The organism is Streptomyces sp. NPDC059247, assembly GCF_042754005.1.
Lineage (GTDB): Bacteria > Actinomycetota > Actinomycetes > Streptomycetales > Streptomycetaceae > Streptomyces.
The window spans coordinates 529,448-553,722 of sequence record NZ_JBHYZW010000002.1 but is presented as its reverse complement, the minus strand read 5'-3'; the positions used below and the strand labels follow the sequence as shown (position 1 = coordinate 553,722).

General features: G+C 71.8%; 25 protein-coding genes, 1 tRNA gene and 1 pseudogene. 15 read left to right on the top strand and 12 right to left on the bottom strand.

Features of this window, described 5'->3' with window-relative positions; translation table 11 throughout:
- The first annotated feature begins 42 nt into the window (after positions 1 to 42).
- The 5 genes from acs (at position 43) to ACFXGN_RS06440 (ending at position 5,532) form a co-directional block, all read left to right on the top strand.
- Entirely contained in the window at positions 43 to 1,998 is a 1,956-nt protein-coding gene (gene acs / locus ACFXGN_RS06460) for an acetate--CoA ligase (protein ID WP_384854202.1), read from the top strand.
- A 305-nt stretch (positions 1,999 to 2,303) separates the two neighbouring features.
- Positions 2,304 to 3,734: a Na+/H+ antiporter NhaA gene (gene nhaA, locus ACFXGN_RS06455; protein ID WP_384854199.1), complete on the top strand. Its 1,431-nt coding sequence runs from the start codon at positions 2,304 to 2,306 to the stop codon at positions 3,732 to 3,734.
- 51 nt (positions 3,735 to 3,785) lie between these two features.
- On the top strand, positions 3,786 to 4,283 hold the full coding sequence (locus tag ACFXGN_RS06450; RefSeq protein ID WP_384854196.1) for a phage holin family protein: 498 nt from the start codon (positions 3,786 to 3,788) through the stop codon (positions 4,281 to 4,283).
- Positions 4,280 to 5,212, top strand: coding sequence for an alpha/beta fold hydrolase (locus ACFXGN_RS06445; RefSeq protein ID WP_384854194.1), 933 nt, complete (start codon positions 4,280 to 4,282; stop codon positions 5,210 to 5,212). Before ACFXGN_RS06450 ends, ACFXGN_RS06445 begins: the two co-directional genes overlap by 4 nt.
- Positions 5,213 to 5,334: 122 nt before the next feature.
- Positions 5,335 to 5,532, top strand: a complete 198-nt coding sequence (locus ACFXGN_RS06440) for a hypothetical protein (protein ID WP_351785951.1) — start codon at positions 5,335 to 5,337, stop codon at positions 5,530 to 5,532.
- Positions 5,533 to 5,565: 33 nt separating this feature from the next.
- Here the strand turns inward: ACFXGN_RS06440 and ACFXGN_RS06435 are convergent, their stop codons facing one another.
- From ACFXGN_RS06435 to nth, 3 genes are all read right to left on the bottom strand, one after another.
- A complete protein-coding gene (locus tag ACFXGN_RS06435) occupies positions 5,566 to 6,765 on the bottom strand; it encodes a MarP family serine protease (protein ID WP_384854189.1) in 1,200 nt (399 codons plus the stop codon).
- A gap of 101 nt (positions 6,766 to 6,866) precedes the next feature.
- Entirely contained in the window at positions 6,867 to 7,571 is a 705-nt protein-coding gene (locus ACFXGN_RS06430; RefSeq protein WP_351785958.1) for a CoA pyrophosphatase, read from the bottom strand.
- 85 nt (positions 7,572 to 7,656) lie between these two features.
- Positions 7,657 to 8,634: an endonuclease III gene (gene nth, locus ACFXGN_RS06425; protein WP_384854187.1), complete on the bottom strand. Its 978-nt coding sequence runs from the start codon at positions 8,632 to 8,634 to the stop codon at positions 7,657 to 7,659.
- Between nth and ACFXGN_RS06420 the strand changes: the two genes are divergently transcribed.
- Entirely contained in the window at positions 8,633 to 9,031 is a 399-nt protein-coding gene (locus ACFXGN_RS06420; RefSeq protein ID WP_384854184.1) for a hypothetical protein, read from the top strand. The two genes, nth and ACFXGN_RS06420, sit on opposite strands and share 2 nt — an antisense overlap.
- Positions 9,032 to 9,207: 176 nt before the next feature.
- Complete coding sequence (locus ACFXGN_RS06415) at positions 9,208 to 9,882, top strand: Crp/Fnr family transcriptional regulator (protein ID WP_351785964.1); 675 nt, start codon at positions 9,208 to 9,210, stop codon at positions 9,880 to 9,882.
- Positions 9,883 to 9,955: 73 nt separating this feature from the next.
- On the opposite strand, the gene ACFXGN_RS06410 is transcribed toward ACFXGN_RS06415, so the two are convergent.
- From ACFXGN_RS06410 to ACFXGN_RS06390, 5 genes are all read right to left on the bottom strand, one after another.
- The gene (locus tag ACFXGN_RS06410; protein WP_384854181.1) at positions 9,956 to 10,840 is read right to left on the bottom strand and encodes a prohibitin family protein; all 885 of its coding nucleotides are present in this window, start codon (positions 10,838 to 10,840) and stop codon (positions 9,956 to 9,958) included.
- Positions 10,841 to 11,013: 173 nt separating this feature from the next.
- The gene (locus ACFXGN_RS06405; RefSeq protein ID WP_384854179.1) at positions 11,014 to 11,844 is read right to left on the bottom strand and encodes an MBL fold metallo-hydrolase; all 831 of its coding nucleotides are present in this window, start codon (positions 11,842 to 11,844) and stop codon (positions 11,014 to 11,016) included.
- Positions 11,841 to 12,911: an NUDIX hydrolase gene (locus ACFXGN_RS06400; RefSeq protein ID WP_384854177.1), complete on the bottom strand. Its 1,071-nt coding sequence runs from the start codon at positions 12,909 to 12,911 to the stop codon at positions 11,841 to 11,843. The genes ACFXGN_RS06405 and ACFXGN_RS06400 overlap by 4 nt, the downstream gene beginning before the upstream one ends.
- A gap of 86 nt (positions 12,912 to 12,997) precedes the next feature.
- The gene (locus ACFXGN_RS06395) at positions 12,998 to 13,468 is read right to left on the bottom strand and encodes a RidA family protein (RefSeq protein WP_366442012.1); all 471 of its coding nucleotides are present in this window, start codon (positions 13,466 to 13,468) and stop codon (positions 12,998 to 13,000) included.
- On the bottom strand, positions 13,465 to 13,620 hold the full coding sequence (locus tag ACFXGN_RS06390; protein WP_351785977.1) for a hypothetical protein: 156 nt from the start codon (positions 13,618 to 13,620) through the stop codon (positions 13,465 to 13,467). Before ACFXGN_RS06390 ends, ACFXGN_RS06395 begins: the two co-directional genes overlap by 4 nt.
- 124 nt (positions 13,621 to 13,744) lie before the next feature.
- Between ACFXGN_RS06390 and ACFXGN_RS06385 the strand changes: the two genes are divergently transcribed.
- Together ACFXGN_RS06385 and ACFXGN_RS06380 are read left to right on the top strand one after the other, a co-directional pair.
- A complete protein-coding gene (locus ACFXGN_RS06385; protein WP_384854175.1) occupies positions 13,745 to 14,707 on the top strand; it encodes an ArsA family ATPase in 963 nt (320 codons plus the stop codon).
- The gene (locus ACFXGN_RS06380; protein ID WP_384854172.1) at positions 14,704 to 16,197 is read left to right on the top strand and encodes an ArsA-related P-loop ATPase; all 1,494 of its coding nucleotides are present in this window, start codon (positions 14,704 to 14,706) and stop codon (positions 16,195 to 16,197) included. Before ACFXGN_RS06385 ends, ACFXGN_RS06380 begins: the two co-directional genes overlap by 4 nt.
- A gap of 196 nt (positions 16,198 to 16,393) precedes the next feature.
- Here the strand turns inward: ACFXGN_RS06380 and ACFXGN_RS06375 are convergent, their stop codons facing one another.
- On the bottom strand, positions 16,394 to 16,738 hold the full coding sequence (locus ACFXGN_RS06375) for a WhiB family transcriptional regulator (protein WP_026058363.1): 345 nt from the start codon (positions 16,736 to 16,738) through the stop codon (positions 16,394 to 16,396).
- A gap of 416 nt (positions 16,739 to 17,154) precedes the next feature.
- On the opposite strand from ACFXGN_RS06375, the gene ACFXGN_RS06370 reads away from it, so the two are divergent.
- Positions 17,155 to 19,392, top strand: coding sequence for a transglycosylase domain-containing protein (locus ACFXGN_RS06370; RefSeq protein ID WP_384854169.1), 2,238 nt, complete (start codon positions 17,155 to 17,157; stop codon positions 19,390 to 19,392).
- A 438-nt stretch (positions 19,393 to 19,830) separates the two neighbouring features.
- Here ACFXGN_RS06370 and ACFXGN_RS06365 read toward each other — a convergent pair whose 3' ends face one another.
- Positions 19,831 to 20,295, bottom strand: a complete 465-nt coding sequence (locus tag ACFXGN_RS06365) for a GatB/YqeY domain-containing protein (RefSeq protein WP_384854167.1) — start codon at positions 20,293 to 20,295, stop codon at positions 19,831 to 19,833.
- A gap of 74 nt (positions 20,296 to 20,369) precedes the next feature.
- Between ACFXGN_RS06365 and ACFXGN_RS06360 the strand changes: the two genes are divergently transcribed.
- Entirely contained in the window at positions 20,370 to 21,308 is a 939-nt protein-coding gene (locus ACFXGN_RS06360; protein WP_384854164.1) for a metallophosphoesterase, read from the top strand.
- A gap of 85 nt (positions 21,309 to 21,393) precedes the next feature.
- Positions 21,394 to 21,467, top strand: a tRNA-Pro gene (locus ACFXGN_RS06355).
- Positions 21,468 to 21,534: 67 nt separating this feature from the next.
- Here the strand turns inward: ACFXGN_RS06355 and ACFXGN_RS06350 are convergent.
- Positions 21,535 to 21,711: pseudogene (locus tag ACFXGN_RS06350) on the bottom strand (site-specific integrase); the annotation flags it as partial.
- Between the two features lie 97 nt (positions 21,712 to 21,808).
- Here ACFXGN_RS06350 and ACFXGN_RS06345 point away from each other — a divergent pair.
- From ACFXGN_RS06345 to ACFXGN_RS06335, 3 genes are all read left to right on the top strand, one after another.
- Positions 21,809 to 22,147, top strand: a complete 339-nt coding sequence (locus ACFXGN_RS06345) for a hypothetical protein (RefSeq protein ID WP_384854162.1) — start codon at positions 21,809 to 21,811, stop codon at positions 22,145 to 22,147.
- A 432-nt stretch (positions 22,148 to 22,579) separates the two neighbouring features.
- Positions 22,580 to 22,897, top strand: coding sequence for an RNHCP domain-containing protein (locus tag ACFXGN_RS06340; protein WP_384854159.1), 318 nt, complete (start codon positions 22,580 to 22,582; stop codon positions 22,895 to 22,897).
- A 19-nt stretch (positions 22,898 to 22,916) separates the two neighbouring features.
- Complete coding sequence (locus ACFXGN_RS06335) at positions 22,917 to 23,324, top strand: RNHCP domain-containing protein (RefSeq protein WP_384854156.1); 408 nt, start codon at positions 22,917 to 22,919, stop codon at positions 23,322 to 23,324.
- Positions 23,325 to 23,337: 13 nt separating this feature from the next.
- Here the strand turns inward: ACFXGN_RS06335 and ACFXGN_RS06330 are convergent, their stop codons facing one another.
- The gene (locus ACFXGN_RS06330) at positions 23,338 to 24,273 is read right to left on the bottom strand and encodes a LysR family transcriptional regulator (protein WP_384854153.1); all 936 of its coding nucleotides are present in this window, start codon (positions 24,271 to 24,273) and stop codon (positions 23,338 to 23,340) included.
- Between the last annotated feature and the right edge of the window lie 2 nt (positions 24,274 to 24,275).

Below are 24,275 nucleotides of genomic sequence, written 5' to 3'. Positions count from 1 at the left end.
GGACACATACGCACAGAGGACGCCCTGGGAAAGGGAGATGTCGTGAGCAACGAAAGCCTGGCCAATCTGCTTCGGGAAGAGCGACGGTTTTCGCCGCCCGCCGAGCTGGCCGCGCACGCCAACGTGACGGCGGAGGCGTACGAGCAGGCCAAGGCGGACAGGCTGGGCTTCTGGGCCGAGCAGGCCAAGCGCCTGACCTGGGCCACCGAGCCGACCGAGACCCTCGACTGGTCGAACCCGCCGTTCGCGAAGTGGTTCGCGGACGGCGAGCTGAACGTCGCGTACAACTGCGTCGACCGGCACGTCGAGGCCGGACACGGCGACCGCGTCGCCATCCACTTCGAGGGGGAGCCGGGCGACAGCCGTTCGATCACCTACGCCGAGCTGAAGGACGAGGTCTCCCGGGCCGCCAACGCCCTGACCGAGCTGGGCGTCCGCAAGGGCGACCGGGTCGCCGTCTACCTGCCGATGATCCCCGAGGCGGCCGTCACGATGCTGGCCTGCGCCCGCCTCGGCGCCGCCCACTCGGTGGTCTTCGGCGGCTTCTCGGCGGACGCCGTGGCCTCCCGCATCCAGGACGCCGACGCCAAGCTGGTCGTCACCGCCGACGGCGGCTACCGCCGGGGCAAGCCGAGCGCCCTGAAGCCGGCCATCGATGAGGCCGTCGCCAAGTGTCCGCAGGTCGAGCACGTCCTGGTGGTCCGCCGTACGGGCCAGGAGACCGCGTTCACCGAGGGCCGCGACGTGTGGTGGGACGAGATCGTCGCCCGCCAGTCGGCCGAGCACACCCCCGAGGCCTTCCCCGCGGAGCACCCGCTCTTCATCCTCTACACCTCGGGCACCACCGGGAAGCCGAAGGGCATCCTGCACACCTCCGGCGGCTATCTGACGCAGGCCTCGTACACCCACCACGCGGTCTTCGACCTCAAGCCGGAGACCGACGTCTACTGGTGCACCGCCGACATCGGCTGGGTCACCGGCCACTCGTACATCGTCTACGGCCCGCTGGCCAACGGCGCGACCCAGGTCATGTACGAGGGCACCCCGGACACCCCGCACCAGGGGCGGTTCTGGGAGATCGTGCAGAAGTACGGCGTCACGATCCTCTACACGGCGCCCACCGCGATCCGCACGTTCATGAAGTGGGGCGACGACATCCCCGCCAAGTTCGACCTGTCGAGCCTGCGGGTCCTCGGCTCGGTCGGCGAGCCGATCAACCCCGAGGCCTGGGTCTGGTACCGCGAGCACATCGGCGCCGGGAAGACCCCGATCGTGGACACCTGGTGGCAGACCGAGACCGGCGCGATGATGATCTCGCCGCTGCCGGGCGTCACCGAGACCAAGCCGGGCTCCGCCCAGCGTGCGCTGCCGGGCATCTCCGCCACCGTCGTCGACGACGAGGCCAACGAGGTGCCGGACGGCGGCGGCGGCTACCTGGTCATCACCGAGCCGTGGCCGTCGATGCTCCGCACCATCTGGGGCGACGACCAGCGCTACATCGACACCTACTGGTCCCGTTTCGAGGGCAAGTACTTCGCCGGTGACGGGGCCAAGAAGGACAACGACGGCGACATCTGGCTGCTCGGCCGGGTCGACGACGTCATGCTCGTCTCCGGCCACAACATCTCGACCACCGAGGTCGAGTCGGCCCTGGTCTCGCACCCGTCCGTCGCCGAGGCGGCCGTCGTCGGCGCCGCCGACGAGACCACCGGGCAGGCGATCGTCGCCTTCGTCATCCTGCGCGGTACGGCCAGCGAGGACGAGAACCTCGTCAACGACCTGCGCAACCACGTGGGCGCGACCCTCGGCCCGATCGCCAAGCCGAAGCGCGTCCTGCCGGTCGCGGAGCTGCCGAAGACCCGCTCCGGCAAGATCATGCGCCGTCTGCTGCGCGATGTGGCGGAGAACCGGGAGCTGGGCGACGTCACCACGCTGACCGACTCCTCGGTCATGTCGCTCATCCAGACCCAGCTGCCGGCCGCCGCCAGCGAGGACTGAGCCCCGGCCCGTACGACGAGGACGCCCGCCCCGGACCGCTCGGGGCGGGCGTTCCCCGTTCCCGCGGCCCCGTGGAGACGAGCCGTACGTCCGTCGCCCCGTGGAGACGGCCGTAGGGGCGGGGAGGGGCCGACGCCCGACGGGACGAAAGGGATAAAACTCCCTAAAGTTGATCCCGCCGGACGCAGCCCACGCTCCTTAGGTAGGGTAAAGATCGCGTCAGAGACGCGACAAGAAAACCAAGGTGCGCCGGGAAGTCTGGTCGGCATGTGCTCAGCCCTGCCCACCGACCGGAGGTTTTCCCCGTGGCCGCGCCCGCCCCCACCGACCGAGACGACCGCGACACCCGCACCGGCGGCGACCGCAAGTTCCTCGGCCGTCTCCCCCTCCCCGAGCGCCGCTACCTCGCCGACGCCCTGCGCACCGAGACCGTCGGCGGCGTCCTGCTCCTCCTCGCCGCCGTCACCGCCCTCGTCTGGGCCAACAGCCCGCTGCGCGACAGCTACCGCTCCCTCAGCGACTTCCACCTCGGGCCCGCCGCCCTCGGCCTCGACCTGTCGATCCAGCACTGGGCCGCCGACGGCCTCCTCGCCGTCTTCTTCTTCGTCGCGGGCATCGAACTGAAGCGCGAACTCGTCGCGGGCGAGCTGCGCGACCCCAAGGCCGCCGCCCTCCCCGTCGTCGCCGCCCTCTGCGGCATGGCCGCGCCCGCCCTCGTCTACGTCCTGGTCAACACCCTCGGCGACGGCTCCCTGGCCGGCTGGGCCGTCCCCACCGCCACCGACATCGCCTTCGCGCTCGCCGTCCTCGCGGTGATCGGCACGTCCCTGCCGTCCGCGCTGCGCGCCTTCCTGCTGACCCTCGCCGTCGTCGACGACCTCTTCGCGATCCTGATCATCGCGGTCTTCTTCACCAGCGACCTGAACTTCGCGGCCCTCGGCGGCGCCTTCGCCGGACTCCTGCTGTTCTGGCTGCTGCTGCGCAAGGGGGTCCGCGGCTGGTACGTGTACGTACCGCTGGCCCTGGTCGTCTGGGGCCTGATGTACAACAGCGGCGTCCACGCCACCATCGCCGGTGTCGCCATGGGCCTGATGCTCCGCTGCACCACCCGCGAGGGCGAGGAGCACTCCCCCGGCGAGCACATCGAGCACCTGGTCCGCCCGCTGTCCGCCGGGCTCGCCGTCCCGCTGTTCGCCCTCTTCTCCGCCGGGGTGAGCGTCACCGGCGGCGCCCTGCGGGACGTGTTCACCCAGCCGGTCACCCTCGGCGTCCTGCTCGGTCTCGTCGTCGGCAAGGCCATCGGCATCTTCGGCGGCACCTGGCTCGCCGCCCGCTTCACCCGCGCGGAACTCAACCCCGACCTGAGCTGGCCGGACGTCTTCGCCGTCGCCACCCTCGCCGGGATCGGCTTCACCGTCTCGCTGCTCATCGGCGAACTCGCCTTCGAGGGCGACGCCGTCCTCACCGACGAGGTGAAGGCATCCGTCCTCATCGGCTCGCTGATCGCCGCCGTCCTCGCCTCCGTCCTGCTGAAACTGCGGGTGCGGAAGTACCAGGCGCTCGTCACCGACGAGGAGCGCGACGAGGACCAGGACGGCATCCCCGACATCTACGAGGAGGACAATCCGGAGTACCACCTCCGGATGGCCGCCATCTACGAGAAGAAGGCCGCCGACCACCGCGAGCGCGCCCGACTGGCGGGGGCACCGCGCGACGGGGCCGACCGTCCGGCATGATCTGAGTCGGACCGTGGAGAATCGGACCGCGGAGAAGGAAAGGGAGCAGCGATGAGCGACCCGATCGACGGAGCCGAGCGCAGCCTCGGTCAGCTGGTCGCCTCGGCGACCGCCGAGATGTCGGCCCTGGTGCACGACGAGATCGCCCTGGCCAAGGCCGAGATCCGACAGGACGTCAAGCGCGGCGGCATGGGGGCGATCCTGGGCGTCGGCGCCCTGGTCGTCCTGCTGTTCTCGCTGCCGATGCTGAGTTTCGCGCTGGCGTACGCCATCAACACCTGGACCGGTGGGCACAACGGGAACGGGGGCTGGAACCTGGTCTGGTGCTTCCTGCTGTCCTTCGCGTTCAACGTACTGCTGGCGGTGCTGCTGGGCCTGGTCGCGGTCGCCAAGTTCAAGAAGGTCAAGCCGCCGGAGAAGTCCATCGCCTCGGCCAAGCAGACGGCCGCCGTGCTCTCCACCGTCAAGCCGCACCCCCGTCCCGAGCCGGGCGCGGCGCTGGACAGGACGCTGGACAAGGCCTCCGCTGTGGCACGCTCGTCCGTATGACCCTTTCCGAGAGCGGCAACGGCGGGCCGGTACGGCTCGACGGGCCCTGGACCCATCGTGACGTGGCCGCCAACGGCGCCCGCTTCCACATCGCCGAGATGGGCGACGGCCCGCTGGTGCTGCTCCTGCACGGCTTCCCGCAGTTCTGGTGGACCTGGCGGCATCAGCTGCCGGTGCTCGCCGAGGCGGGTTTCCGGGCGGTCGCCATGGATCTGCGCGGGGTCGGCGGCAGCGACCGCACCCCCCGGGGTTACGACCCCGCCAATCTGGCCCTCGACGTCACCGGGGTGATCCGCTCGCTGGGCGAGCCGGACGCCGCGCTCGTCGGGCACGATCTGGGCGGCTATCTCGCCTGGACGGCGGCCGTGATGCGGCCGAAGCTGGTGCGCAGGCTCGCGGTCTCCTCGATGCCGCACCCGCGCCGCTGGCGCTCGGCGATGCTCTCCGACTTCGCGCAGTCGCGGGCGGGCTCGCACGTCTGGGGCTTCCAGCGGCCGTGGCTGCCGGAGCGTCAGCTCGTCGCGGACGACGCGTCCCTGGTGGGCGAGCTGCTCCGGGACTGGTCGGGCCCCCGGTACGGGGCGGACCAGGAGACGGTCGACACGTACCGGCGGGCGATGCTGGTCCCGTCCACGGCGCACTGCTCGATCGAGCCGTACCGCTGGATGGTGCGGTCCCTGGCCCGGCCGGACGGCATCCAGTTCAACCGGCGCATGAAGCGGCCGGTACGGGTGCCGACGCTGCATCTGCACGGCTCCCAGGACCCGGTGATGCGGACCAGGAGCGCGGCGGGCTCGGGCGAGTACGTGGAGGCGCCGTACCGCTGGCGGCTGTTCGACGGGCTCGGGCACTTCCCGCACGAGGAGGACCCGGCGGCCTTCTCGGCGGAGCTGGTCAACTGGCTGAAGGACCCCGAGCCGGACCGCTGACGGCCCCTCTCCTCCCGGCGGGCCGTACGGAATTGCGTCGAACGGCCATGTGCCCCGCGCATACTCCGATTGGAGTGCCCCGAAGTGGTTACCGACCTTGGGGCACGGGCAGACGTCGAAGTATGGGCTGGACGCACGACTACGGTGACACAACAGCACGCAACCGCCGCTCGGCCTCCGGGCCGGGTCCCCGGGAAGGGGGCGGCCCGCCGGACCAGGGCCGCGCGCACACCGCGCGGGGGGTGGAGTTCTCACGGATCCTCCGCCGCCGGGCCCGCTGGGTCTCGGCCCGCCTACGGCATCCGCGCGACACCGCCTGACGCCCCCGGGCCCGCCCCCGAGGGGGTGGGCCCCTACAGGGCGCAGCCCTGGGTGTCGACCTGCTGGGCGGCGGTCCTGCCGCGCTCGATGTCCTCGCGGATCTCGTCGACCGTCAGGGCGTAGCCGGTGTTCGGGTCGTCGAGGGAGCGGGCGAAGATCACGCCGGACACCTTGCCGTCCTCGGTGAGGAGCGGGCCGCCGGAGTTGCCCTGACGGACCGTCGTGTACAGCGAGTAGACGTCCCTGCGCACATCGCCCCGGCGGTAGATGTCGGGCCCGTCGGCGTCGATGCGGCCCCGTACGCGCGCGGAGCGCACGTCGTACGAGCCGTTCTCGGGGAATCCGGCGACGATCGCGCTGTCGCCGCTGTGGGCGTCCTCGTCGGTGAAGGCGAGCGGGGCGGCCTTCAGGTCGGGGACGTCCAGGACGGCGATGTCGCGCTGCCAGTCGTAGAGGACGACCTTGGCGTCGTAGAGCCTGCCCTCGCCGCCTATCTGGACGGTGGGTTCGTCGACGCCTCCGACGACGTGCGCGTTGGTCATGATGCGGCGGTCGGCGAAGACGAAGCCGGTGCCTTCGAGGACCTTGCCGCAGCTCTGCGCGGTGCCGACGACCTTCACGATCGAGCGCTGGGCGCGGGCCGCGACGGGGCTGTCGGCGAGTGCCGGGTCGGGCGGGGTGACCGGGGTGATGGGTTCGTTGGCGAAGGGGCTGAAGACCGGGGGGAAGCCGCTGCGGGCCAGGGTGGAGCTGAAGTCGCCGAACCACCGGGACGCCTGGGAGGGCATCACCTGTTCGACGCCCAGCAGCACCTTGGACTGGCGCACCTCCTTGCCGACGGTGGGCATCGAGGTGCGGGCGAGGGCGGAGCCGATCAGCCAGGCCACCAGGAGCATCGCGACCACGTTGACCAGCGCGCCGCCCGTGGCGTCGAGGGCGCGCGCGGGTGACCAGGTGATGTGCCGGCGCAGTCGGCTGCCGAGGTGGGTGGTGAAGGCCTGGCCGACGGAGGCGCAGACGATGACGACCATCACGAAGACGACGGTCGTCGTGGTGGAGACCTCGCTGCTGTCGGTGAGCTTGTCCCAGAGCATCGGGAGCAGCAGGACGGCGACGAGACCGCCGCCGAGGAAGCCGATCACCGACAGGATGCCGACGACGAATCCCTGGCGGTAGCCGATGACCGCGAACCACACGGCGGCGAGCAGCAGCAGGATGTCCAGCACGTTCACCGTCAAATGCCTCGCAGATTCGTTTCCGGTCGCCGGAGGGGCAGCCTGTTGGCCGGGAGGGCGGGCGCCGGGTGGTCGGCCCGCGCGCCGGGTTCAGCCTGTCATGACCGCCAGTCGAGCGGGACCTGCTTGGCGTGGTCCCAGGGTCGCTCCCAGCCGGAGAAGTGGAGCAGCCGGTCGATCACCCCGGCGGTGAACCCCCAGACCAGGGCGGACGCGACCAGGAACGCGGGGCCCCGGTGGCCGCTCGGGTGGATCGCGGTGGCGCGGTTCGCGGGGTCCGTGAGATCCGCCACGGGGACGGTGAAGACGCGGGCGGTCTCGCCGGGGTCGACGGCGTCGACCGGGCTGGGGGTGCGCCACCAGCCGAGGACGGGGGTGACGACGAAGCCGCTGACCGGGATGTAGAGCCGGGGCAGGACGCCGAAGAGCTGGACGCCCGCCGGGTCGAGTCCGGTCTCCTCCCGGGCTTCGCGGAGGGCGGCGCGCAGGAGACCGCCGTCGGCCGGGGGGCCGTCCTCGGGGTCGAGGGCGCCGCCGGGGAAGGAGGGCTGTCCGGCGTGCGAGCGGAGGCTGCCGGACCGCTCCATGAGGAGCAGTTCGGGGCCGCGCTCGCCCTCGCCGAAGAGGACGAGGACGGCGGACTGGCGGCCCGCTCCGCTGGCGGGCGGCAGGAAGCGGCTGAGCTGCTCGGGCCGGACCGTGCGGGCGGCCCGGTCGACGGGGCCGAGCCAGCCGGGCAGCCCGTCCCGGCTGAGCAGGCCGTCGCTGCCCGGCCCGTGGATCTGTTCGTCAGTGCGCGTCATAGGCACCCCCGTGGTTCACAACGCGGTCGATGTACGGGTTCGTTCCCCGGGTCCGGGCTCCGGCGCGGGCCGCCGGCGGGCGGGCTCAGTCGCGCGCGCCCAGCGGGGGTGCCGGGCGGCCGGGGTAGTCCGGGGGCGGGTTGAGCCGCTGGCCGGGGAGGCCGCCCTTCTCGTACTTGAGCAGCTTCTTCGCCTTCTCCGGGTCGGTCTCGCCCTCTCCGTACGAGGGGCAGAGGTGGGTGATGGGGCAGGCCCCGCAGGCGGGTCTGCGGGCGTGGCAGATGCGGCGGCCGTGGAAGATCACCCGGTGCGAGAGCATGGTCCACTCGCTCTTCGGGAAGAGGGTGGCGACCTCGGCCTCGATCTTCACGGGGTCGGTGGAGGCGGTCCACCGCCAGCGCCGGGCGAGCCGCATGAAGTGGGTGTCGACGGTGATGCCGGGGACGCCGAAGGCGTTGCCGAGGACGACGAAGGCGGTCTTGCGGCCGACGCCCGGCAGTGTGACGAGGTCGTCGAGACGGCCGGGGACCTCGCCGCCGAAGTCGTCGCGGAGGGCGGCCGAGAGGCCCATGATCGACTTGGTCTTGGCGCGGAAGAAGCCGGTGGGGCGGATCAGCTCCTCGACCTCCTCGGGGACGGCGGCGGCCAGGTCCTCGGGGGTCGGGTACGCGGCGAAGAGGGCCGGGGTGGTCTGGTTGACCCGCAGATCGGTGGTCTGGGCGGAGAGGACCGTGGCGACGAGCAGCTCGAAGGGGTTGCGGAAGTCCAGCTCGGGATGGGCGTACGGGTAGACCTCGGCGAGCTCGCGGTTGATCCGGCGGGCCCGGCGGACCATGGCGATCCGCGACTCCGGCGCGGCCCCGGCGGTCGGGGTCGGGGTGCCGGGCGCGGTCGTGGCGGCGGAGGCCCGGGGCTTGGTGGCGGTGGCCTTGGCGGCGGTGGCCTTGGCGACGCGCTTGGCGGTCGCCCTGGCGACGGGCTTGGCGGCGGGCTTGGCGGCGGGCTTCTTCGCGGGTGCGGCGGAGGATGTGGCCTCGGCGGCCGTGGCCTTGGTTCCGGCCATGGCCTGGGCTCCGGCCGTCGCCGTCCCGGCCGTCACCGGCTTCTTCGCGGGCGGGGAGGCCGTGGCCCCGGAAGCGGTCGCCCCGGAAGCCGTGGCCTTCCTCGGGGCGGGGGAGGCCGACGACTTCTTCGCGGCCCTGGTGGCGGCCGTGGCCTTCTTCGGCGCCGAGGTCCTGGTGGCCCCGCCCTTCGAGGTCCCGACCTTCGCCGTACCGCCCTTCGACGTCCCGGTCCTCGGTGCCGTCGTCCCGCGTTCCGGCGCGGCCGACTTCCGTTTCACGGCTTTTGCCCGTTTCGGCACACCGTGTTCGCCCACGGCGGAATTACCTTCGGCCGACACTCTTTCAGCCCCCTTGGCCTGCGCTCTCACCGGCGAGTTGGACACCCGGCCAGCCTAGGCGCCGCCGCCGACATCCGTCCCGGGCGTGGCCGATCAGCCCCCAATCGGGCCCCTGACGTACGGAAGAGCGACTCGGTGGGTCAAACTTGTTGTGATTGATCGCACTGTTTTGTACGTCCGGCATCATGGGACCCAGCCAGGTCCCTGAGCAGGTCGACAGTATGGAGAGAACTCGTGGACGACGTTCTGCGGCGCGCCCCGCTCTTCGCGGCGCTCGATGACGAGCAGGCTGCTGAGCTGCGCGCCTCGATGGGCGAGGCGACCCTCGCCCGAGGTGACGCGCTCTTCCACGAGGGCGACCCGGGTGACCGCCTGTACGTGGTGACCGAGGGCAAGGTGAAGCTGCACCGCACCTCCCCCGACGGCCGCGAGAACATGCTGGCCGTCCTCGGCCCCGGCGAGCTCATCGGCGAGCTGTCCCTCTTCGACCCGGGCCCGCGCACCGCGACCGCGACCGCGCTGACCGAGGTCAAGCTGCTCGGTCTGGGCCACGGCGACCTCCAGCCCTGGCTGAACGCGCGCCCCGAGGTGGCCACCGCCCTGCTGCGCGCGGTCGCCCGCCGCCTGCGCAAGACCAACGACCAGATGTCCGACCTGGTCTTCTCGGACGTCCCCGGCCGGGTCGCCCGCGCGCTCCTCGACCTGTCGCGCCGCTTCGGCGTGCAGTCGGAGGAGGGCATCCACGTCGTGCACGACCTCACCCAGGAGGAGCTGGCCCAGCTGGTCGGCGCCTCCCGCGAGACGGTCAACAAGGCGCTCGCCGACTTCGCCCAGCGCGGCTGGCTGCGCCTGGAGGCCCGCGCCGTGATCCTGCTCGACGTGGAGCGCCTCGCGAAGCGCTCGCGATAGTCGCTCCCGTACGCGAGGAGGCCCCCCGGTCCGTCAGGACCGGGGGGCCTCCTCGTATGTCAGGCGCGCGCGGTCAGCGCTTCGAGCCGTCCACGATCACCGGGGTGGAGGAACCGTTCCCGCAGGGCACGGTGTAGATCGCGTTCTTCCCCGCCGCTTCCTTGAACGCGTCGATGCACTGGTTCATCAGGACCTTGTCCGTCAGCGAGTCGTTCAGGATCCGGTTGGCGCGGGCGATGCCCTCCGCCTCGATCCGGCGCCGGTCGGACTCGGCCTTCGCGGTCCGGGCGGCCTCGGTGGCCCGCTCGGTGGCCTGCTGCTGCTGGATCTTGCGGTCGATCTGGCCCTGGAGGGCCTCCGAGGGCTTCACATTGCGCAGGTTCACCGTGGTGACGACGATCCCGCGCGGGGCCAGCCGCTCCTCGACCAGGGTGGCGATCTCGGCGTTGATCTTCTCGCGGTCGGAGGCGTACCCCTGCTCGCTCGAATAGCGGGCGAAGACGTTCCGGACGATCTCACGGCTGTCCGGGAAGACGAGCCGCTGCTGGATGGCGTCCTCGCTGCCCGCGAGCTTGTACAGCTCCACGGCCTTGGACGGGACGACGGCCCACTTCACCGTCACCTCCGCGTACATGACACCGCCCTGCGAGGAGCGGACCTCGACCACGTCCTTGTCGGAGAGGTTGAGGTCGACCGGGCGGGTCGAGAAGGTCGTGACCTCGGTGAAGGGCGACTTCACGTGCATACCCGAGGTCATCGGCGAACCGACCTTGCCGAAGGCGACCGGGACACCCACCTCGTACGCGCTGATCACGTACGTCATGCTCGTGACCAGCGAGAGGAGACCGGCGACCGCCGCGCCGATCGCGCCGAGGCGCAGCCCCTTCGAGTCGTTGGAGCGGGCGACGAAGTAGAGCACCACTGCGGCTATGAGCAGCAGGATGGCGACGACGAACACGGGCGTTCCCCCCGAAAGCTGACAACAGAAGTAAGCGGAGCGTAAAGCACAGGTCAAAGAGACCGAAGGGCCGGGTCCCACCTCGGGACAGGATCGTGACGCACCCGGCCCCGGAACCGGGCGACGGGCCCCGTACCCGCCCATGACGCCCACGGACCGCCGCGCCGCCCGGCTCAGCTCCCGCCGCGCTCCCGCAGGTACTCCAGCTGCGCCCGTACGGACAGCTCCGCCGCGGGCCACAGCGAACGGTCCACGTCCGCGTACACCCGGGCCACCACCTCCGCCGACGTCCGGCAGCCCGCCTCGACCGCCGCCGCCACCTGCGCGAGCCGGGCCGCCCGGTGCGCCAGATAGAACTCCAGCGCCCCCTGCGCGTCCTCCAGGACCGGGCCGTGCCCCGGCAGGACCGTGCGCACCCCGTCGTCGACCGTCAGCGACCGGAGCCGCCGCAGCGAGTCCAGGTACTCCCCGAGCCGCCCGTCCGGATGCGCCACCATCGTCGTCCCGCGCCCCAGGACCGTGTCCCCCGTCAGCACCGCCCCGTCGGCCGGCAGATGGAAGGAGAGCGAGTCCGAGGTGTGCCCGGGGGTCGCGACCACCCGCAGCTCCAGACCGCCGACCGTCACCACCTGCCCCGCGCCGAGGCCCTCGTCGCCGAGCCGCAGCGCCGGGTCCAGGGCCCGTACGGGCGTCCCCGTCAGCTCCGCGAACCGGCCCGCGCCCTCCGCGTGGTCCGGGTGCCCGTGGGTCAGCAGGGTGAGCGCGACCCGCTTGCCGAGGCGCTCGGCGGTCGCGACCACCCCGCTCAGGTGCCCCTCGTCCAGCGGACCGGGATCGACGACCACGGCGAGGTCCGAACCGGGCTCGGACAGCAGCCAGGTGTTGGTGCCGTCCAGGGTCATCGCCGACGGGTTCGGCGCGAGGACGTTCACGGCGCGGGTGGTCGCGGGCCCGGAGGCCACCACTCCTCGCGGCTGCCCCGGCAGCGCGGCGGCGTCGCTCACCGCGCACCCCCCAGCGGGACGATCTTGGTGAACTCCTCGTGCCCCGGCCAGCTCAGGACCAGCTCGTCGCCCTCCAGGCGCGCCCGCGCGAGCACCGGCGCCAGGTCCCGCTCCCCGGCGGCGGCCAGCGCCCGCGCCGCCGTGCCGTACGGCTCCAGGGTCCGCAGCGTCGAGATCGTCGGCGGCATCATCGTCAGCTCGCCCCGGTCGTACCCGGCGGCGGCCTCGGCGGGGCGGGTCCACACCGTGCGGTCGGCCTCCGTGGAGGCGTTGCGGGTGCGCTGTCCGGCGGGCAGCGCGGCCACGAAGAACCAGGTGTCGTACCGGCGCCGCTCGAACTCCGGCGTGATCCACCGCGCCCACGCGCCCAGCAGGTCCGAGCGCAGCACCAGCCCCCGCCGGTCCAGGAAGTCCGCGAAGGACAGCTCCCGGGCGACCAGCGCCTCCCGGTCCCGCTCCCAGTCCGCGCCGGTCGTGTCGCCGACGACGCCGTCGGCGGTCTCCCCGGCGAGCAGGACGCCCGCCTCCTCGTACGTCTCGCGCACGGCCGCGCACACCACGGCCTGCGCCCGCGCGGGATCGTCCAGACCGAGCCGTGCGGCCCAGGTCTCCAGACCGGGGCCCGCCCAGCGCACCGGCTGCTCGTCACGCGGGTCGACACCGCCGCCGGGGTAGGCGTACGCGCCCCCCGCGAAGGCCATGGAGGTCCGGCGGCGCAGCATGTGGACCTCGGGTCCCTCGGGCGCGTCCCGCAGGAGCATGACGGTGGCGGCGGGCCGGGCGTCCACCGGAACCAACTCGCCGGCGGTGAGGGCGCGGATGCGGTCGGGCCACTCGGCCGGGTACCACTGGCCGTCGGACCGCCGCCCGGTCTGCCCGGTCCGCTCGGTCTGCCCGGCCCGCTCGGCCCGCTCGGTCCGCCGAGGGGCCGGGTGCTCCGGCTCCCGCAGGTCCGACCGCTCCGGCTGACCCGGCTGCTCCGGCCGCTCCGCGTGCCGCTGATCCGGCCGTTCCGGCACCTGTTCCGGCCCCTGCTCCGACTGCTGCGGCTGACCATTCGTCGACATGGCCGGATGCTATGCGCCGGGCCGCGAATGCACGAGGGCCGGTTCCCCGTCACGGGGAACCGGCCCTGAGCGCGTGGTGGTGGGGGTCAGCCCTCGACCAGCTCCACCTGGACCTCGACCTCGACGGGCGCGTCGAGCGGCAGTACGGCCACGCCGACGGCGCTGCGCGCGTGCACGCCCTTCTCGCCGAGGACCGCGCCGAGCAGCTCGCTGGCGCCGTTGACGACGCCCGGCTGCCCGGTGAAGTCGGGGGCGGAGGCGACGAAGCCGACGACCTTGACGACCCGCTTGATCCGGTCCAGGTCACCGGCGACCGACTTCACGGCCGCGAGCGCGTTCAGCGCGCAGGTGGCCGCGAGCTGCTTGGCCTCCTCGGCGGTGACCTCGGCGCCGACCTTGCCGGTCAGCTGGAGCTCGCCGCCCACCATCGGGAGCTGACCCGAGGTGTAGACGTACGCGCCGGAGCGCACGGCCGGCTGGTACGCGGCCAGCGGCGGCACGACCTCCGGCAGGGTCAGGCCGAGCTCGGCGAGCTTCGCCTCGACGGCCCCGCTCACGACTTGGCCCGCTTCAGGTAGGCCACGAGCTGCTCGGGGTTCGGCCCGGGAACGACCTGGACGAGCTCCCAGCCGTCCTCGCCCCAGGTGTCCAGAATCTGCTTGGTCGCGTGCACCAGAAGCGGCACCGTGACGTACTCCCACTTGGTCATGGAGCCGACTGTATCCGCTGCCGCGGACCTGTCCCGCCGAGACCGCCCCTCAGGAGCCCCCTAGGTGACTTCTCCGGGGCGGTCTCCTGATTGGGCGCCGCCGCCAGTGGTTAGGCTCGACAACGTGAGCAGGCTCCAGGTCGTCAGTGGCAAGGGCGGTACCGGTAAGACGACGGTCGCCGCCGCCCTCGCCCTCGCCCTCGCGACGGAGGGGAAGCGGACCCTCCTCGTCGAGGTCGAAGGCAGACAGGGCATCGCACAGCTCTTCGAGACGGAGGCCCTTCCGTACGAGGAGCGCAAGATCGCCGTCGCGCCGGGCGGCGGCGAGGTGTACGCGCTGGCGATCGACGCCGAGCGCGCGCTCCTCGACTACCTCCAGATGTTCTACAAGCTGGGCGGGGCCGGGCGGGCCCTGAAGAAGCTCGGCGCGATCGACTTCGCGACGACGATAGCGCCGGGCGTCCGGGACGTCCTGCTGACCGGCAAGGCCTGCGAGGCGGTCCGCAGACGCGAGAAGCACGGCGGCCACACCTATGACCACGTGGTCATGGACGCGCCCCCGACGGGCCGCGTCACCCGCTTCCTCAATGTGAACGACGAGGTGGCGGGCCTGGCCAGGATCGGTCCGATACACAACCAGGCGCAGGCCGTGATGCGGGTCCTCAAGTCCCCCGAGACCGCGGTCCATCTGGTGACCCTGCTGGAGGAGATGCCGGTCCAGGAGACCGCGGACGGCGTCGCGGAGCTGCGGGGCGCCGAACTGCCGGTGGGCCGGGTCGTGGTGAACATGGTCCGGCCGCACGTCCTGGACGCCGCCGCGCTGCGGGCCGCCTCCGGCGGACACCGCGACGCGGTCGCGCGGACGCTGGTGGCCGCCGGAGTGCCGGGGGGCGCGGAACTGGTCGATCCGCTGCTCGCCGAGGCGGCGGAGCACGCGCGGCGGGTGGAGCTGGAGCGGGCCCAGCGCGAGGCCCTCGACGGCATCGGCGTGCCGACGTACGAGCTGCCCTTCCTGGGGGACGGGGCGGACATCGCGGGTCTCTACCGGCTCGCGAAGGAACTGCGGAGGCAAGGGGTGGGCGCGTGACGCAGACGCAGAAGTCGTCGGTGGGGGGCGGTCTCGACGCGGCTCCCGTCCTGGAGCTCGATCCGCTGCTCGACGACCGGGGCACCCGCATCATCGTCTGCTGCGGTTCGGGCGGTGTCGGGAAGACGACCACGGCGGCGGCGCTCGGTGTGCGGGCGGCGGAGCGCGGGCGGCGGGTGGTGGTCCTCACCATCGACCCGGCCCGCCGTCTCGCCCAGTCGATGGGCATCGACTCCCTGGACAACACCCCGCGCCGGGTGGCGGGCGTCAAGGGCTCCGACGGCGGCGAACTGCACGCCATGATGCTGGACATGAAGCGGACCTTCGACGAGATCGTCGAGGCGCACGCGGAGCCCGAGCGGGCGCGGGCGATCCTGGAGAACCCCTTCTACCAGTCCCTGTCGGCCGGGTTCGCCGGTACCCAGGAGTACATGGCGATGGAGAAGCTGGGCCAGCTCCGGGCCCGTGACGAGTGGGACCTGATCGTGGTGGACACCCCGCCGTCGCGGTCCGCCCTCGACTTCCTGGACGCGCCGAAGCGGCTGGGTTCCTTCCTCGACGGGACGTTCATCAAGCTCCTGATGGCACCGGCGAAGGTGGGCGGCCGGGCCGGGATGAAGTTCCTCAACGTGGGGATGTCGATGATGACGGGGACCCTGGGGAAGCTGTTGGGGGGTCAGTTCCTCAGGGACGTGCAGACGTTCGTCGCCGCGATGGACACGATGTTCGGCGGGTTCAGGACCCGCGCGGACGCCACGTACCGGCTGCTCCAGGCGCCGGGCACGGCCTTCCTGGTGGTGGCCACGCCGGAGCGGGACGCGCTGCGCGAGGCCGCGTACTTCGTGGAGCGGCTGGCCGCCGAGCGGATGCCGCTGGCCGGACTGGTCCTCAACCGGGTGCACGGCAGCGGCGCCGCCGGACTCTCGGCCGAGCGGGCGCGGGCCGCCGCGGAAAATCTTGAGGAGGGACGCATGGTGGATCAGATGGCCGGGAAGAATCGTCGGAGTGGCTCCCCGGCCACCGACCCCGAGCCTTCCGACATCGCCACCGCCGCCGCCCTTTCCGTATCCGAGGCTGCCCCCACAGCCGACCCGGCACAGGAAACAGACGCGCACGACCCGGCCACCGAAGCGGACGCGGACGTGACCGTGGGAAGAGACGTGACCGCCCCCCCGGACCTCGGTGCGGACACACCCGTGGACGTGGGCATCGGCGGGGACATACACACGCCCGTGGCGTCCGGTGCCGATCCGCACGCGGGCGCGGAGACCGAGGCGGACGTACGGCAGCTCACCGCGGGACTATTGCGCCTGCACTCCGAGCGGATGCGGGTGCTCGCGCGCGAGCGGCGCACACGCGACCGCTTCACCGCGCTCCACCCCGAGGTGGCGGTGACCGAGGTGGCCGCCCTGCCCGGCGATGTGCACGACCTCGCCGGACTACGGGCCATCGGTGACCGTCTCACAGCCGGGCGGACGGGCTCGGCCTGAGCGATCGACGGGCCCCCCGCGCCTCGGCGCCGGAGTCCGTACGTGCCGGGTCGCCCGCCCGAGCGGGGCTGACGACTTCATGGAGGACCGGACCCACCGGGGTCGAGTCGCTCCGGCGCTCGCGCGCCCACCCGGGGCCGGCGTCTGGCCGGTGTGTACGCGGCGTCCAAGGATCGGCGCCCGCGCCCACCCGGGGCTAGCCCACCGCCGCGTACGCCTCGTACGTCGCGTCGTCCTCCATGGCCACGGGCAGCAGGCCCGCTCCGCGCTCGTACTCCGTGCGCGCGGTCTCCAGGAGACGGCGCCACGAGGTGACGGTCGGCCTGCGGCGCAGCAACGCGCGGCGCTCGCGCTCCGTCATGCCGCCCCACACACCGAACTCCACGCGGTTGTCGAGGGCGTCGGCGAGGCACTCGGTCCGCACCGGGCATCCGGTGCACACCGCCTTCGCCCTGTTCTGCGCCGCTCCCTGGACGAAAAGTTCATCCGGATCGGTAGTGCGGCAGGCCGCCTGCGCACTCCAGTCAGCTACCCAGCCCATACCGGCGCCGTCCTCTCCCGAATCGAGGCTCCCCCACGGCGACAGCGGCATATTCACCGCTGCCAGTTGGGACGTTACGGAAGGCCGGGACGCCGCAACACCCCCTTCAGGCCCAATCTTGGATGGCCCGAACGGACTATGCGTACGCGTCAGATCACCCAGAGGAGTGACCGGAGGACATGCGCGTGCTAATGGACATACCGCCTGGACATGCCCGTATCGCTCGGGTCCGCTCGGGACACCGCATGACGCATGAGCCGTAATCGGACACGAGCCGCCCGCGCTTCGGGGTCGCGGGATTTCATGTCGATGTCACACCCGGGTCTTGATGCCGGACCACACTGCTGTGACAGTTGGGAGCAGCTTAGGCCAAGGCATATACGTGTGTCCGGCGAATGAGAACGTAGGCTGCCCCCATGGCAAAGAAGCGCTCGGGCGGTGGTCTGACCGGGACCCAGCAGGCCGCCAAGTTCCTCGGTGTCAGCGTGCTCTCCGGAGCCGTGCTGGCGGGTATCGCCCTGCCCGCGGCCGGGGTGTTCGGACTGGCCGCGAAGGGCACGGTCGAGGGGTTCGACGAGATCCCCTCCAATCTGAAGACTCCTCCGCTGAGTCAGCGCACCAAGATCCTGGACTCCGAGGGCGGTCTGATCGCCACGGTGTACTCGCGGGACCGGACGGTCGTCCCGCTCGACAAGATCTCCCCGTACATGCAGAAGGCGATCGTCGCGATCGAGGACGGACGCTTCTACGAGCACGGGGCGGTCGACCTCAAGGGCGTGCTGCGCGCGATCAACAAGAACGCGCAGTCCGGTGGCGTCTCGGAGGGCGCGTCCACGCTGACCCAGCAGTACGTGAAGAACGTCTTCGTCGAGGAGGCCGGTGACGACCCGGAGAAGGTCGCGCAGGCCACCCAGCAGACCATCGGCCGCAAGGTCCGCGAGCTGAAGTTCGCGATCCAGGTCGAGGAGGAGCTGGGCAAGAAGAAGATCCTGGAGAACTACCTCAACATCACCTTCTTCGGGCAGCAGGCGTACGGCATCGAGGCGGCCTCGCAGCGGTACTTCTCCAAGCGCGCCGCCGACCTGACCCTGGGCGAGGCGGCGATGATGGCCGGTCTCGTGCAGTCGCCGAGCCGCTACGACCCGGTCAACGACATCCAGGAAGCCACCAAGCGCCGCAACGTGGTCCTCCAGCGGATGGCCGACGTGAAGGACATCAGCCAGGCCGAGGCGGAGAAGGCGAAGGCGACCCCGCTGAAGCTGAAGGTGAAGATGCCGAAGAACGGCTGCATCACCGCCGTCGCGGGCTCCGGCTTCTTCTGCGACTACGTCCGCAAGACGATCCTCAACGACCCGGTCTTCGGCAAGACCGCCGAGGAGCGCACGAAGCTGTGGAACCTCGGCGGTCTCACCGTCAGGACCACGCTCTCGCCGCGCGCGCAGGCCGCCGCCAACGAGGCCGCCATCGCGAAGATCAACAAGGACGACCAGGTCGCCGCCTCGGTGGTGCAGGTCCAGCCCGGCAGCGGCAAGATCCTCTCGATGGGCCAGTCCCGCCCGTACGGCCTGGACCAGAAGCAGCACCAGACCACGCTGAACCTGGCCGTCGGCAGCAAGATGGGCGGCACCACGTACGGCTTCCAGACCGGCTCGACGTTCAAGCCGATCACGGCCGCGGCGGCCCTGGAGAAGGGGCTGAGCCCGGCGCAGTCCTTCGACACCCCGTGGAAGATCAACATCCCGGAGAAGGACTACACCCGCTGTGACGGCAAGCCCGCGGGCTACGCCACCTGGGAGATCGGCAACGAGCTGGAGTCGGAGGAGGGCGCCTTCGACATGACCAGCGCCCTCGGCAAGTCCATCAACACGTACTTCGCCAAGCTGGAGCAGATGGCCGGCCTCTGCGAGACGATCACGATGGCGAAGAACATGGGGTACGAGCGCGAGCTCGGCAAGAAGGTCAAGGAACTCCCCTCGATCACCCTCGGGGCCCAGGAGAGCACCCCGCTCGACATGGCGACCGTCTACGCGACCTTCGCCAACCGGGGCATCTACTGCACCCCGATCGCCATCGAGTCCGTGAAGGCCGCCAACGGCGACAAGCTGAACGTGCCGGACACCAAGTGCACCCGGGCGATGAGCGAGCGCACCGCCGACACGATCAACCAGATGCTGAAGGGTGTCGTCGAGGACGGCACGGGTACCAAGGCCGGTCTGAGCGACCGGGACAACGCGGGCAAGACCGGTACGACCAACGACCGCAAGGACGCCTGGTTCGTCGGCTACACCCCGAACCTCTCCACCGCCGTCTGGGTCGGTGACGACATCGGCGAGAAGAAGTCGATGTTCGACATCACCATCGGCGGCGAGTACTACGACAAGGTCTGCGGCGGCTGCCTTCCCGGCCCGATCTGGAAGATCGCGATGACGGGCGCGCTGGACGCCGGGCAGACCCCGGGCTTCGCCGCCGTCTCCGTACCGCGCGCCGAGAGGCCGAAGTCGCCGGAGGACGGCGACGAGGGCCCGAACCGCGACAAGCGGAAGCCGGGCAACAACAAGCCGGGCGACAACGACCCGACGAACCCGCTGCCCGGGATGACGATCCCCCCGGGCGCGTTCGGTGACGGGGACGGCAACGACGGCGGAGACCGCTGACCCACCCGCCGAGGACATGAGGAAGGGCGCCCCACTCCGGTGGGGCGCCCTTCCTCATGCGGTACGGGGTCCGCGCGGCGGGCGGGACGGGGTCGGGTCTGCTCGGCTCGGTCGGGGGCCGGTCTGGGCCGGTCGGTGAGGCGCCCGGTCGGGCCAGAGAATCGGCCAGGCCAGAGGACCGGTCGGTCTGGGCCGACGACGGGTCGGTGTCGGCCGGTCCCAGACCGACCCACCAACCCATCTGGAGTCACTCGCCCTGGGGGCCGCGACCCGTCCGGAATCGGCTGTCCTGGAGCGGCGGCCCACCTATGAGGGCAGGCCGTCCGAGGTAGAACCATCCGAGGTCAGGCCGCCCGGGATCGGCCCGGCTTCCGCCGGGTCCGCGTGGCGCGAGCCCGGGACCGGAGAACCGGAGAAGGAAGCGGAGGCGGAGGCGGATCAGCCCGCGAGGAGCTTCTTCACCGTGGCGGCCACCCGGCCGCCCTCCGCCCGACCGGCCACCTTCGGGTTCACGATCTTCATGATGGCGCCCATGGCGCGCGGCCCCTCGGCGCCCGCCGCCCGCGCCTCCTCGACGGCGGCGGCGACGATCGCGTCGAGTTCGTCGTCACCGAGCTGCTTCGGCAGGTACGCGTCGAGGAGGACGCCCTCCGCCTTCTCCCGCTCGGCGGACTCCGTACGGCCGCCCTGGGCGAAGGCGTCCGCGGCCTCGCGGCGCTTCTTCGCCTCCTTGGCGATCACCTTCTGCACCTCGTCGTCGGAGAGCTCGCGCTTGGTGGTGCCCGCGACCTCCTCCTTCTGGATGGCGGTGATGGTCAGCCGGAGGGTCGAGGAACGCAGTTCGTCGCGTGCCCGGATCGCGGCGTTGAGGTCGGCCTTGAGCTTCTCCTTGAGCGTGGTCATGAGGCCAAGTGTGGCAGGTGTCGCGCCCCGCCCGCCCGCGCATTTCCCCTCGTCGGGTCTGCGACGATGGGGGAATGCGCGCACGGTACGGGATCCCCCTCAAGATCACGGCAGGTCTCACGGCGACGGCCGCCGCCGGAATCGTCTACGCGGCGGGGGTCGAAGCCCGCTCGTTCCGGCTCCGCCGCGTGACGGTGCCGGTGCTGCCGCCCGGCATGAGCGATCTGCGGGTGCTCCAGGTCTCCGACATCCACATGGTGAGCGGCCAGCGGAAGAAGCGGGCCTGGCTCCAGTCCCTCGCGGGCCTCCGCCCGGACTTCGTCGTCAACACCGGCGACAACCTCTCGGACCCGGAGGCCGTACCGGAGCTGCTGGACGCTCTCGGCCCGCTCATGGAGTTCCCGGGCGTGTACGTCTTCGGCTCCAACGACTACTACGGCCCCCGGCTGCGGAACCCCGCCCTCTATCTGATGGAGAAGGTGCAGGGCCGTCACGGGCTCAACGGCAACAAGCCGGTCGTCGGCGCCGTCCACAACCCGTGGGAGGGCATCCGGGACGCCTTCGACGCGGCGGGCTGGGCGAACCTCACCAACACCCGCGGCAGGCTCAAGCTGCCGCAGGCGGACCTCGCCTTCACGGGACTCGACGATCCGCACATCAAGCGCGACCGGTACGAGCGGGTGACGGGCGGCCCCGACCCCGACGCCGACTTCACGATGGGCGTGGTCCACGCCCCGTACCTGCGCGCGCTCGACGCCTTCACGGCCGACGGGTACGAGCTGCTCCTCGCCGGGCACACCCACGGCGGGCAGCTGTGCATCCCCTTCTACGGGGCGCTCGTCACCAACTGCGACCTGGACACCGACCGGGTCAAGGGCCTCTCCACCCACACGGCCGGGGGCCGGACCTCGTACCTGCACGTCTCCGCCGGCTGCGGCACCAGCCGCTACACCCCGGTCCGCTTCGCCTGCCCGCCGGAGGTCACCCTCCTCACCCTGACGGCCCGCGCGTAGCCCCCGAATACCGGATTTCGCCTCAGCCCGCGCGTGGGCTAAAGTAATCGATGTCGCCGCGAAGTGAAGAACAGCGCAGCGACATCGGGGTGTAGCGCAGCTTGGCAGCGCGCTTCGTTCGGGACGAAGAGGTCGTGGGTTCAAATCCCGCCACCCCGACAGCCGTAACAGCAGGTGAGGCCGGTACTGGATCCAGTACCGGCCTCACCTGTTTCTGTCCGCGTGCCTATCCGCGTGACCACCGCTTCCCGCGTGTCCACGGCCGCCGCGGGTCGACGCCGAAGATCCCGTCCATGGCCACGGCACCGGTCTGGATCACGGGCCGGACCTGCTTCCGGTAGACCGCCTCGGTGACCGCCGTCCCGGAGTGCCCGACGAGGCGGGAGATCACCTCCAGGGGGACGGCCCCGGGAGGACGCGTTCTTCGGGTACCACCCGATCCGCCCCGGGGGCGGGTGGTGGGCTGGACGTCAGCGGTAGCCTGATCGGCTCATGGAGGCGTGATCAACGTCCAGGGACGAACAGGGGGCGTCGTGGAGTCGCTGAGGAAACTTTTCGCGACGCTCCGGAACACGCACGAGGCACCGGGCGACGAGACGTTCGCGAGGAACAGGCCGTGTGAGTGCTCGCCCGAGTGGCCGGCGCTTGAGACGACTGCGAACGGCTATGTGATGCGCGCGCTGCCGTCATCGAACTACAGCATCATGACGAACCCCGAGATCGGGACGTTCGTCGCCCGGTGCACGGGATGTCACGCCAACTACCCCAACCCCTGGGTGCTGGACACGAACGAGCCGATGCCCTACGCCTGGGCGCGAGAGTCCGACGAGCCTCGCTGATGCGCGGACCGCGCGTGAACGTGGGCGCGAGAGAGGGTGCGCGGTCGGCGGAGGCCCGCGCCGACAACGGCCCCGTCCCTGATCGGCCGTTGCACACCGAGCGTCTGACCGCGTGACGACACCGACGGACAGCGGCGGACGAACGCGAACGTCTGCGAACCATCCGGGACGGTCTGGCCGGGGGTAAATCCGGTTGGCGGGGTGCAGGGGCCTTGTTAGGCTCCCGACGTCCCGCTGGTGTGCGGGGCCTTCGTCGATCGGCCCTTCTCGGGTCACTGCCAAGGATGTGTTGATGTCCCGGACCGCGCCGAGCGCGCCTCGCCACGCCGCGTAATCCTTCGTCATCTTCTTCGGGCCGTCGTCACGGCCCCGGCGAGGACCGCTCGGCCTGCTCTTGCTGCCCCGTACCACTTCCAGCAAGGAGCACCCCGGGTGTCCCACACCTTCACCTGCGTCGCGTGCGGCCTGACCGTCGTCGCGTCCGCCGACCACTGCCCGTCCTGCCTGCACTCCCGGCACGTCCTCGACCACGTCGAGGGCGGGCCGAGCGACTGCGAGGGCCGGATGGTCCCGATCGCCGTCGCCGTGCTCCGCACCGGCGACTGGCGGGTCATCCACCGCTGCGCGCGCTGCGACGAGCTGACGTCCTCGCCGGTCCGCGCGGACGACAACCAGCTCGTCCTGATGCGGATGGCGGTCCGCCCCCTGGCCCAACCGCCGTTCCCGCTCGAAGCGTTCGGCGCCCACTGATCCGGAAGGAGGAACCGTCATGACCCGACGCCCGCACCACCGGCGCCCGCAGCGGCCCAAGACCGTTCTGCACGGCCGGATCCGCGACCGGGCCGACTGCTTCCGGTGCGTCGGCTGCCGTCTGGACGTCCCGCTGGACGCGCCCGGCACCGCGCACCGGAACCACTGCCCCCACTGCCTGGCCAGTCTGCACGTCGACCACCGCGTCCCCGGCGACCGGGCCTCGGCCTGCCGGGGCCGGATGGAGGCGCTGGGGCTCTGCGCCCGGGACGACGGCGAGTGGATGATCATCCACGAGTGCCTGTCCTGCGGGGAGCTGGGCACCAACCGGGCCGCCGGGGACGACAACCCCCTGGTCCTCGTCCGCCTCGCGCTCCGGCCGCTGCGGGACACCCGCAGGGCCGCCCATGTCCTGGCCACCCTGTGACGGCCCGCCCCGCTCAGTGCGGTCTCGTCCACCCCGGGCGCCAGGTGCCCGGGGCGTCCGGGGCGGGGGACACCCCCGCGAGGTGGGCGCGCAGGACCGTCAGGGCCGGGTGGGGGTTGTCGCGGTGCCACAGGAGCGAGTGCGGGTAGACCGGCACCGGGTCGGTCACCGGGACGCGGCGCAGCCCGTGGCCCGCGGGCCACACCAGCCGGGTGCCCTCGCTCATGAAGGTGGCCAGGGCCGGGGTGTCGGCGACGGTGTCGAGGAGCGCGTCCGAACCGAAGTTGGGGCCGGTCGCCTCGATGGTGAGACCGAACGCGGCGACCAGGTCGTCGTAGTAGGCGGCCCACTCCGTCCCCGGCACGATGCCGGGCATCCAGATCCGGTGCCCGGCCAGCTCGGCGACGGTCACCGACCTGGCCCGCGCCAGCGCGTGGCCGGGGCCGGTGAGCAACTGGAGCGGCTCGTCGAGGACCCGGACGGACGCGATGTCCTCCGGCAGCGGACGGCCGGGGTCGGCGACGGCCCGGAAGGACGCGTCGATGGCGCCGGACCGGAGGGCGGCGACCGCCGCGTCGATGTCCAGCATCATCAGCACGTCGAGTTCGGTCCCGGGGTGCGCCCGGTGGAAGTCGCGCATCAGGCCCGACACCGCGCCCCGCGAGTTGATCACGTCGACCCGCAGCGGGCGACGGCCCGCGCGCACGGACGCGACGGCCCGGTCCGCGACCCGGAGCAGCTCCCGGGCGTGCGGCAGGAGGGCCTGGCCGTCGATGGTGGGCTCGGCCCCGTGCGGGGTGCGGGTGAACAGCCGCACCCCGAGGTGCCGCTCCAGGGCGGCGATCCGTTTGGAGACGGCCTGCTGGGTGACCGACAGGTCGACGGCCGCCTTCCGGAACTGGCCCGCCTCCGCGACGGCGACGAAGGTGCGTACCGCTTCGAAGTCCATGA